The organism is Bacteroidota bacterium (assembly GCA_034439655.1).
Classification (GTDB): domain Bacteria; phylum Bacteroidota; class Bacteroidia; order UKL13-3; family UKL13-3; genus CANJUD01.
Map to the genome: position 1 here is coordinate 1 of JAWXAU010000180.1, position 10547 is coordinate 10547.

A 10547-nucleotide genomic window follows, 5' to 3' on the forward strand; every position below is an offset into this window, starting at 1 on the left:
CGGGCTGCTGTAAATAAAAAAGGGCAGCCTTCTAAGTTTTAAAATTCGTGTTTCAAACCTTTATATTTATTAGAATCGAATTATGAAAGAGGTCTAATAAGCCAGGGCTACCGTTACTTGATGTGGCCACTGCCCTAGTACCCTTACCATTTGATTTTGTTTGGTCAATTTTGAAAGTGGATGCTGTTAAATCTACAGGGATTATATAATCCTATTTCACAATAGGTGAGTATCCATGGGCAATCCTTATCTTGTTTGATGGCTTGGCTGCCGCTACAAGTAAATGTACTTTCATCATATTTAAGTGTGATTTGTATATTATTGGTTTGGCCATTACAGTTGGTTAATTGCATTACCATTTTAGTCTTGGTAGGGACATCACTTCCTTTTTCTAAATTAAAATCAAACTTAATAATATAGAGTCCACCCGAGTTAGTAGTGGTAAATCCCAGTTCTTTTAGTTTATATTTGGTGTCGCAACTGTCGGGATTCGATTCTTTATCATCAATTACTTTGTCTACTGCATTTGTAGCTTTTCCATCATTTTCAGCGGTTACTTTTTCATTTATCGCTGAACCAATGGTCTTTCCGTTTTCATCCATCATCGTTAATTTAATATTATATTCTTGCCCCAATGCATCTTTTGAAAAAGTGATGTCCTTGTTCACATACCTTTTTTTGTTGGTTGTACTTGAATTCTTTTTAAAGGTTGCAATCACTTTACTTGTAGATAGTGTAGGAGCGTTACCTGTTGCTTCTAGTTCAACAGCAACATTTGCTACTTCGTCTTTATCATCTCCTTTTACAATAATAACAAGTTTAAATTCCTGTGTTCCATTGTTGTTAACTTCGTCACTTAACAAACTAAGTTTCACATCTTTGATTTTAGGACCGTTAGCATAGGTACTTGCGTTTGCATTGAAGTCCATCATCCCGATGAGACCTACTAGCATTAAAAGTTTAATTAATTTCATTATGTTTTTTGTTTTATTTATGCTGCAAACAAGGAGCTTTTCCGTTTTTTATTTTAGGTTCGTCCTATGAAATGTAGGTTTGGGTTTGTGAATTGTTTTCATTTATTAGTTTACAGTTTAGGGTGTGCAGTTTATAGTATGCAGTTTGTTTTATTAGTTGAAACTGAGGAATTGAAATTATCTTCGCAGTATGCTTAAAGCAATTATAATAGAAGACGAAGCCCGTGCGAGGCGAACTCTGAAAACGTTGTTAGCAGAGAACTGCACAGATGTGGATGTGATTGCCGAGGCGGCAGACGTTCCTTCAGGGGTACTTGCTATCAAGGAACATCAGCCCGATTTGGTTTTTTGGATATCGAGATGCCCAACTTTGATGGTTTCCGTTTGTTTGAATTTTTGGACGAAGTGAATTTTGAAGTTGTATTTACTACTGCATATAATGATCATGCACTTCGGGCTTTCGAAGTTTCAGCCATAGATTATTTATTGAAACCTATACAAGTAGAGCAGCTCAAATAGCCCGCGATAGTAAAGATGCCTTTCTTACTTTGGTGGCTGACAAGGATTAATAATACCGAAACTCAATATATAATAGTCCCAAAAAAGAGGGACTAAACATATTCGGCATTACCATTCTAAAAACTAAATCCGCCACAGGCGGAGAACTATTATAGTTTAAGAATTGGTATAATATATTAGGTTAGGCTCTTATCTTTGCTGAAAATTAGCAGCAAGTAACAAGCTATTATTCATATCCCGATAAACTCGCTAGGCACAATTGTCTGTTAGAGTTTATCGAAGACAACCCTTCGACTCCGCTCAGGGTGACAATAGCAGAAAAATATAAAATAACAATTATAAAATATAAAATTCCCCTCCATGTGGCATAACAATATACTAGGAACCATTGGCAATACGCCATTGGTAAAATTAAACAAAATAACTGCGGGTATACCAGGTACTATACTTGCCAAAATTGAAACCTTCAATCCGGGCAATTCCATTAAAGATAGAATGGCCGTAAAGATGATAGAAGATGCCGAGAAAAGCGGCGTGTTGAAACCAGGAGGAACTATAGTTGAAGGCACTAGTGGAAATACAGGAATGGGACTCGCAATTGCTGCAGTAATCAAGGGTTATAAATGTATATTTGCTACTACCGATAAGCAATCGAAAGAAAAGACCGATATGCTAAAAGCTGTAGGGGCTGAAGTAATAGTTTGCCCCACCAATGTGGAACCATCCGACCCGCGTTCCTATTATTCTGTATCGAGAAGATTGGCTACAGAAGTGCCCAATGGTTGGTACGTGAACCAATATGATAATTTGAGTAATACGGTTGCCCATTACGAACAAACAGGCCCTGAAATTTGGGAGCAGACCGAAGGGAAAATTACCCATTTGATTGTTGGTGTTGGTACCGGTGGAACTATATCAGGAACGGGTAAATATTTGAAAGAACAAAATCCCGAAATCAAAATTTGGGGTATCGATACTTATGGTTCTGTTTTGAAAAAATATAAAGACACAGGAATATTCGACGAGGCAGAAATATATCCCTATATAACCGAAGGAATAGGAGAAGATTTTTTGCCCAAAAATATAAATTTTGATGTGATAGATTTATTTGAAAAAGTAACAGATAAAGATGGTTTGATCATGACCCGTAGAATTGCACGCGAAGAAGGTATACTCGTGGGGAACTCAGCAGGAAGTGCAGTTGCAGGCTTATTACAATTAAAACATTTATTAAAACCAACAGATGTAGTTGTTATTATTTTTCATGACCATGCAAGTCGTTATATGGGCAAACCTTTTAATGATGATTGGATGCGTGAACGCGGTTTCTTGGAAGAAGGAGTAATTACTGCAAAAAGTATTATAGACCAGAAAGATTTAAAACAATTTGTTACCATAAGCAAAGATGCATTTTTGCAGGATGCCGTTAAGCAAATGAAAGAATTGGATATATCACAAATACCCGTAACCGATGGCGATGAAATATTGGGAAGTATTACAGAAAGTATTGTGCTAAGTCAGATATTGGAAAATCCCTATAATATAAATAACAGTGTGGAGAAGGTAATGGGTAAGCCCTTCCCAGTAGTGGATTTGAACACACCCGCTGCAAAAATATCAGGTATGATAAACAAGAAAAATTCAGCGGTATTGGTTAAAGATACCATAGGCCAATTGCATATTATAACGGAATACGATTTGATTAGAGCAATAGCAAATTAGTATATCGCTATTTACTTTTTGTAGTTAACAAACATGCAACCATCAAAACCACTTACTGACCAAGACCTTCTAGCAATGATGAAGGCAGGCAATCAGCAAGCTTTGATAGAATTGTATAAAATGTGCTACGAAAGCGTGAGAAATTATATTTTAAAAAACAATGGCAGCGATGACGATGTTAAAGATACCGTGCAAGACGCCTTAGTTATTACGTGGCAAAAATCATTACAACCCGATTTTGAACTTACCGCCAAGTACACTACGTATATATATTCGGTAGCCAAAAATTTATGGTGGAACAAACTTCGTAAAATGAACAGAGAAACAGGTTTGGATAACTTGGCTGTGGAACCATTTGAGCAAGAAAGTGATACCAAGAAAATAGACTATAAGATATTAAAAAATTGTATGGACGAGATTGGGGAGACTTGCAAAAAGTTATTGGGTTATTTTTATTTCGATGGCTATAATATGAATGAAGTAGCCAAGCTCATGGAATTTGCAAATTCTGATACAGCCAAAGCAAAAAAATATCAGTGCCTAAAGAAATTAGAAACTGTAGTAAAATCAAAAATAAAAAAAGAAGATATATTATATTAATTTGGAAAGCGAAGGACCAAATATCGAAGAAATAGAAAAATACCTCAGCGGGCAAATGAATGCTTTCGATGCGGGATTGTTTGAGGTAAGACTCAGCAACGACGAGGCATTGCGTGAGCTGGCCGAATCGCTGCGAATGGCTATAGAAGTGGCCAAACAATACCGTGCCCATGAGTTGAAATTATTTATAGAAAAGAACGCTCCCAAAGTATATAAAAATACATTTTGGCAAACCACTATTATATATTCTGTTGCTGCATCTTTGGTTTTATTGAGTGTTAGTTATGGTCTACTTATTTATTTTGACAAGGATCAAAAACAAATGGCACAAGGACTAGAAAAAACCCAAAGTGCAAAACATGAAAAAGGGAAGAGTGCCTACATAGAGAATGAAACAATAAAAGAGGGCACGGATTCAGTAACTGGTAGTGGAATTGGAGTAAAAAATATGGAACTAGCAACATTGCAAGACTCTTTAAAATACGCATACAATATTAAGGAGGAGGACATGAAAATGCCTGCTGAAGAATCTATCACCTTGCTGAGCAAAGATATTGCCGCAGGAGCTACCACTGCCGACGATTTTAAAGTGCAAACTGATGAGTTGGTATTGGATACAAATTATACTACTTATTTAGCAATGGAAGTAGCAAACTTGGAAAAGAAAGCTTTGAAAAAGAAAAGTATAATATTACCACAAAGCAATAATAATAGAAATAATCAGGCTCCAGCTTCACGACAAAATGATAATAACAATAACGAAAGCGACAAAACTGTGGAGTACAAAGCATCTCCACAAATGCTTAATGTAGAGTTTTGGAAATCGCCAGTTAATTATAAAGGTTATCGTTATAATACCAAAAAACTTATTATTTATGGAATGAAACCCGCAGATATAACTTTAATAAAAGTGAAAGGTGTATTATATATAAAATCTGCTGGGCAATATTATAAGATTGAAGAGAACGATAGGTTCAATAATTTCTGGGCAGAGGCTGTGGCACCGGTGGAGGAGTAGGAGGTAAAATATGCCTCAGCGAGTCCTATGCTAGTTTACAATGCTTTGAAGCCCCGCCAAGCAGAAATTTTCTATATTATTTCTAATATATTATCGCTAATTAAATACTTATAGCCAAAGTGGAGACAACAATTTAGCACGATGTAACCTGCGAGTTATACATTGCTATACGGTGAAAATATTTGGAACTTCAATAATAGTTGTACAGACCAAAATACAATCTCGGAAAAACGATATTTAAGCTTAATTTTGCTTAATTATAATATGAAGATTGTAGTTAATCATAGCAAGCGTTTAAGCCAATTAGGTTATACTCCCTTGGGGCAATGTCATTAAGTTATGCATTTGCCTCTTTTTAAAAGGCCGTCCCTACAGGACTTATACCGACACTCAATATATAATAGTCAAAAAGAAAGGGACTAATCCCCCCGCATCCCGATAATTATCGGGATTAAGCGGGGCATTCGGGATGTAGTTCGGCATTACCATTCTACAAACCTAAAATAGTCCAAAGACTATTTTAGGTTAAGAATTTGTATAATATATGGTAATACAATAAAAACATTTTCTGCTACGCCAACTCTACAGTCCTTAATTTTGCCCCATGCAAATCCTGAAAGCTGAATTCATAAAGAGCAGTTCCCATATATCCCAATGCCCCAAGGATGACAGGCCCGAAGTAGCTTTTATTGGCCGCAGTAATGTGGGCAAATCTTCATTGATTAATATGCTCACAGGTAAAAAAGGATTGGCCAAAACTTCTTCAACGCCTGGCAAAACACAAACGATTAATCATTTCGATATAGACGGAAAATGGTATTTGGTGGATCTTCCTGGTTATGGTTATGCGAGGGTTTCCAAATCGGAGCGGTCACGGTTTCACGGTTTCATTACAGAGTATATTACCAAGCGTGAAACTATATATAGTTTGGGTGTATTGATTGATAGCAGACTATCGCCACAACAGATTGACTTGGATTTTATCGAGTTTTTGGGAAGCAATCAGGTTCCCTTTTTTTTGGTACTCACCAAAACTGACAAATTAAAACCAGCAGAATTGAAAATTAATCTGGAAAATTATCAGAACAAACTTTTGGAAACTTGGGAACAGATACCACCCATGTTCCTTACCTCTGCTACTGAAAAAGAAGGTAAAGACGAATTGTTGGCGTATTTACATAGCTTTTTAAAAAAATGAGGCACCTATGCACCACCATATAGGATAAAATGATAATTTGTAACTGTAGGCTCTATTTCGAAGCATTTGCAAAAACAATATTCAAATTGCAGTTGTTATACTTACTTCCAGATAAAATTCTATAATTGTAGTAAAAATTAATCCGCCGCGGCGGGCAAAATATAAAGTAAAAAATATAATATGAGTATAACAATCGGGCAACAAGCCCCCAATTTCACACTTCGCGACACTGAAAAAAATGTAGTATCGCTTGAAGATTTCAAAGGTAAGAATGTAGTAATTCTTTTTTTTCCATTAGCTTTTACGGGCACTTGTACCAAAGAGCTTTGCACTATTCGAGACGATATTAGTAACTATAAAAACTTAGGCACTGATGTGGTTGCAATTTCTGTGGATTCGCTATTTAGTTTGTTAAAGTTCAAACAAGAACAAGATTTGAACTTTACCTTATTGAGTGATTTCAACAAAGTTGCTTCTACGACCTACGATTGCTTGTTCGAAACATTTCCCAATGATATGAACGGTGTATCGAAACGTGCTGCTTTTGTAGTTGACAAAAATGGTATTATACAATATGCTGAGGTATTGGCTTCAGCAGGCGATTTGCCAAATTTTGATGCTATCAAAGCTTGTGTGGCTTCTTTATAGTAGCAAGTGGAAAGTAGCAGTATAAAGCCCGCCGTGGCGGGAAGTATATAGTATCAAGTACGAGCGTATGCTTTAGTATAACCCATGTGTAGGTAAGTTTGGCAAGGATGCGGGATGATTACTGATGGGGAAGCGTACAAATGATATATTATAATCCTCATTGCAAATTGTGATGGGGATTTTTTATTTAGTAAGGCATATATCTACTCAGAACACAATGGTTACAAATGCCTTTGGTCTGGCGTTGTCGCCGACCACTAAGGGGTGGTGCTAGGTTTTTTCGGTAGGCGACAACGCCAGTCCGAAGGCAGTACCGATAGTTTGTGTCTTGGGTAGCTATATGCCTTAAATAACAATTCTGTTACCTATTACAATTCGAGCATAGAATATGCAGTGGTTGGAGATAAAGAAAGTACTATATATTTGACACAGATTCTTTGCAGTGCCACCGAAGCGTCGGACTACTCAGAATGACGTTGGGAAGGTAAAAAAAATCCCCGCTTTTGGCGAGGACTTTCAGATATCAAAAAAAAACAAATCAAATTTTTTCTGAGGTTATTATATAATTTCTTTTATTATCTCATCAAGGTAATGGTTCCTCTTATTGTTTCGCCCACTACAAAATCGCTCGATGATTTACCTTCATATACTATTTCGTACATATATACATCTTGAGGGCATTCTTTTTCTTTTAAAGTTCCATTCCATCCTGGATCGTTTTCGTTGCCCACATATATTTGTTGTCCCCACCTGTTATATAATACCATGGTATATTTTTCTACACCATTGGTGGTAGGTTTGAAGTATTCGTTCAATCCATCATCATTAGGTGTGAAGGCGTTCGGTACATATACTTTGGGGTCGGTATATTGCACCACAATATGGCTATCGGGTGGGTTTGTATTGGTTTTTGTATCGGAAACGGAGATTCTAACATCACTGTAGCTTGAACATAATCCGTTTGTAACAGTCCACCTAAAAGTATAATCACCTTTAGTAAGACCACTTACTCTTGAATTGGGAGATGCAGGGTTTTCAATTGTAACGGCGTTACCACTTATCATCGACCAGATACCAGTTGCAGGAGATACAAAATTTCCATTTAAAGTAGCTATGGGTGTTTTATTGATATTAATATATTGATGTGATCCAGCATTTGCACTTACTGGTGCGTAGTTGGTAATGGTTATAATACTATTCGATGAACCTCCGCCTATGGTGATTGTCCATTTGAATTGATATATACCAGGGCTCATATTTTTTATGGAAGTAGTTTGGTTATTTATGTCTGTAATTGTGCATTGGGGGCCAGTTTCTTGGCTCCACACACCTTTGCCTGCTCCAGGGTTATTGCCATATATATTAATAATAGTAGCATTGCAGTAGCTTGCATCTTTACCTACTTTTGAATCGGGTATTATATTTACTATTAGCGTATCGGCGGTTGACCCGCAGGAGTTGCTAATTGTCCATACAAATGTATAAGTACTGTTTTCGGAAACGCCAGTTATATGAGTTGTTTCTAAATTGGTACTATCAATGGTAACAGGTGTTCCCCCAATCTGACTCCAAGTTCCGATTTCTGCACCTTTCGGCGTATTGCCTTTTAGAATTAATGTAGTATTTTTTGTGATCGTTTGATCATCACCAGCATTTGCGGCAGTGGGTGCATCGGTTGAAACATATATAACAACTTCATCGGTATTGGTTGCACATCCCGCCCCCCCATCAATATTCCATGTTATATAATATCTTCCACCAATTAATCCTGTTAAGCCGCTTGAAGGGTTATGTATGTCAGCAATTTTTGCTGTGTTAGGTCCGCTTATTTGTGTCCATGTTCCAGCTCCCGACGAGGGGCTGTTGGCAGCCAATGTTCCTGATACCACATTGCAGGCAAATATTTGATCGGTACCTGCTTTTGCATTGGTAGGAATTGATGATATAGTTACTAAAGCTGTATCTTCGGCTTTGCCACAGGTATTGGAACATACATATCTTAATTTATATACGCCCTTTTTGAACAGTTTTGTTATATTGTTTCCTGAAATAGCGGGTACACTGGGGCCGCTCACAAAAGTCCATGAACCACCTTTTATTACGGGAGTCATAGTGGCGGTGCTTGCACCACATATTGCCACGATATCAGGACCTGCATCTGCACTAAGTTTTGAGAGTACAGTAATGGTAACCATAGCAGTGGTAGCACATAATCCTTTTGATATGGCCCATTTATAGGTGTAGGCACCTGCGGCAGTAATCCCAGTTATACTAGTACTTGCTGTATCTTTATTTGCGATTTTTGTAGCTGTTCCTGCAGTTTGTGTCCACAATCCACTCTGGCTTGAATCGGCTGCAGTGCCCTGTATTGCAAACGATGAGGGTAGGTTTCCTATACAATAACTTTGATTAGGACTTGCAGCAATGGTAGAAGTAATACCCAACGATAATATAGTAATACTTACGGTATCTTCGTTTGATACGCAAGGGCCACTTACTGTCCATTTTAAGTAGTAGGTTCCGATTACCAAATCGCCCAAGGTAGTATTATAGGTATTTTTATTTCCAAATGTGCCACCGCCTGGGCCACTTAATAAAGTCCAAGTTCCAGTTTGCTTACCCGCTCCTGGGCATGATCCTGCAAGTCTTGCTTTGGTAGCACAACTTACATTTTGATGAAGGCCTGCATCAACCGATGCACCGCCGGTATATGATATGGTTACTTCATCGTATGCATTACAGTCGCCATTTGTTACAGTCCATCTTAATACAACATCGGTAATACCTATACAGTTGTTTCCTGATAGTGTGAATTTACTATCGGGCGAGGTGGCATCAGAAAAAGTTCCTGAGCCGCCAGATATAACTTTCCATAAACCAATTTCACCTGAATCTAATGATGAAGCAGCTAAGTCCACCTTTAATCCATTTATGGTACACATCGATTGGTCGCTGCCTGCTTTTGGGGTGCTGGGGATGGCACTTATTTTAATGGTTACTTGGTCGGCCACGGTAGTGCCGTCTTTACAAGTAGCAGCGATTTTGAACGTATATATATTACCACCTTTATATCCTGTAACAGCAGTTTTGAGACTGTCAGGATTGGTAATTTGTACACTTGGCCCGTTTACTAAAACCCAATGAGCTGTGGTGGAAAATAATCCACTGGCGTTCCCTTTTAACTCGCCTGGAAGTGTTACGCAATTCGATTGGTCAATACCTCCATTTACGGTGCAGTTTTGCGATTTGAGTGAACCGCATACAAGGGTTAGAATTAATGTTAGAAAAAAATAAATAGTTTTCATTTCGGTAATTGTTTATAATGGTATGTTTTTTGTTTTTTTTTGTCTGCATCAAATACATTTTTTTTCTCTGATTTGATAGTACAAAAGTCCAGCATATAGGGAGCCTGGTAAAAGACATACGACATATAAACTATATGATAGTAATCAGTTATCTATTTTTTTTTTTACAAGCAATAAATTTTATTTTTAGAAAAAGAAAATGCGATAGTAGGCACTTGTAACGATGTTTCTGTGATGGCCTATTTTATTGGCATTTATCATTGTTTAGGATTATAATATGTATTATATAAATTGACATATAACTATAATACCGACGCAATACTTAATAGTATAAGAAGAAAGAGTAATTTTTTTTACATTTGGTTTTTTTATCCAAAAATATAGAATAGACCTCTTTCATAATTCAAATAAGAAAAGCCAAATTATAACGGACACTTTATTATTTTATTGTAGTATCGCTCGCTGCGAACTCCGATAACTATCGGGGCTTCCTTTTTACACAAAAAGGAAGCAAAAGTGTTTTTATTTACCAAGGTGATTTTTGCTTGAGAGGCCCAATGCAA

At 37.1% G+C, this 10547-nt stretch carries 8 protein-coding genes; 6 read left to right on the forward strand and 2 right to left on the reverse strand.

What is annotated here, in order from left to right; genetic code table 11:
* Nucleotides 1-164: 164 nt before the first annotated feature.
* Entirely contained in the window at nt 165-974 is an 810-nt protein-coding gene (locus SGJ10_13595) for a hypothetical protein (GenBank protein MDZ4759155.1), read from the reverse strand.
* 360 nt (nt 975-1334) lie between these two features.
* On the opposite strand from SGJ10_13595, the gene SGJ10_13600 reads away from it, so the two are divergent.
* The 6 genes from SGJ10_13600 (at nt 1335) to SGJ10_13625 (ending at nt 6679) form a co-directional block, all read left to right on the forward strand.
* The gene (locus tag SGJ10_13600; protein MDZ4759156.1) at nt 1335-1493 is read left to right on the forward strand and encodes a hypothetical protein; all 159 of its coding nucleotides are present in this window, start codon (nt 1335-1337) and stop codon (nt 1491-1493) included.
* A 360-nt stretch (nt 1494-1853) separates the two neighbouring features.
* Nucleotides 1854-3215, forward strand: a complete 1362-nt coding sequence (locus tag SGJ10_13605) for a pyridoxal-phosphate dependent enzyme (GenBank protein ID MDZ4759157.1) — start codon at nt 1854-1856, stop codon at nt 3213-3215.
* A 33-nt stretch (nt 3216-3248) separates the two neighbouring features.
* Nucleotides 3249-3815, forward strand: coding sequence for a sigma-70 family RNA polymerase sigma factor (locus tag SGJ10_13610; GenBank protein MDZ4759158.1), 567 nt, complete (start codon nt 3249-3251; stop codon nt 3813-3815).
* Between the two features lies 1 nt (nt 3816).
* Nucleotides 3817-4833, forward strand: a complete 1017-nt coding sequence (locus tag SGJ10_13615) for a hypothetical protein (GenBank protein MDZ4759159.1) — start codon at nt 3817-3819, stop codon at nt 4831-4833.
* A 604-nt stretch (nt 4834-5437) separates the two neighbouring features.
* Nucleotides 5438-6031: a ribosome biogenesis GTP-binding protein YihA/YsxC gene (yihA, locus tag SGJ10_13620; GenBank protein MDZ4759160.1), complete on the forward strand. Its 594-nt coding sequence runs from the start codon at nt 5438-5440 to the stop codon at nt 6029-6031.
* Between the two features lie 180 nt (nt 6032-6211).
* On the forward strand, nt 6212-6679 hold the full coding sequence (locus SGJ10_13625; protein ID MDZ4759161.1) for a redoxin domain-containing protein: 468 nt from the start codon (nt 6212-6214) through the stop codon (nt 6677-6679).
* A gap of 575 nt (nt 6680-7254) precedes the next feature.
* On the opposite strand, the gene SGJ10_13630 is transcribed toward SGJ10_13625, so the two are convergent.
* Entirely contained in the window at nt 7255-9984 is a 2730-nt protein-coding gene (locus SGJ10_13630; GenBank protein MDZ4759162.1) for a gliding motility-associated C-terminal domain-containing protein, read from the reverse strand.
* Nucleotides 9985-10547: the final 563 nt, after the last annotated feature.

Bases quoted from the DNA above. Each gene is read 5' to 3' on its own strand.
- SGJ10_13595 (MDZ4759155.1), bottom strand. From the start codon at position 974: ATGAAATTAATTAAACTTTTAATGCTAGTAGGTCTCATCGGGATGATG.
- SGJ10_13600 (MDZ4759156.1), top strand. From the start codon at position 1,335: ATGCCCAACTTTGATGGTTTCCGTTTGTTTGAATTTTTGGACGAAGTG.
- SGJ10_13605 (MDZ4759157.1), top strand. From the start codon at position 1,854: ATGTGGCATAACAATATACTAGGAACCATTGGCAATACGCCATTGGTA.
- SGJ10_13610 (MDZ4759158.1), top strand. From the start codon at position 3,249: ATGCAACCATCAAAACCACTTACTGACCAAGACCTTCTAGCAATGATG.
- yihA (MDZ4759160.1), top strand. From the start codon at position 5,438: ATGCAAATCCTGAAAGCTGAATTCATAAAGAGCAGTTCCCATATATCC.
- SGJ10_13625 (MDZ4759161.1), top strand. From the start codon at position 6,212: ATGAGTATAACAATCGGGCAACAAGCCCCCAATTTCACACTTCGCGAC.
- SGJ10_13630 (MDZ4759162.1), bottom strand. From the start codon at position 9,984: ATGAAAACTATTTATTTTTTTCTAACATTAATTCTAACCCTTGTATGC.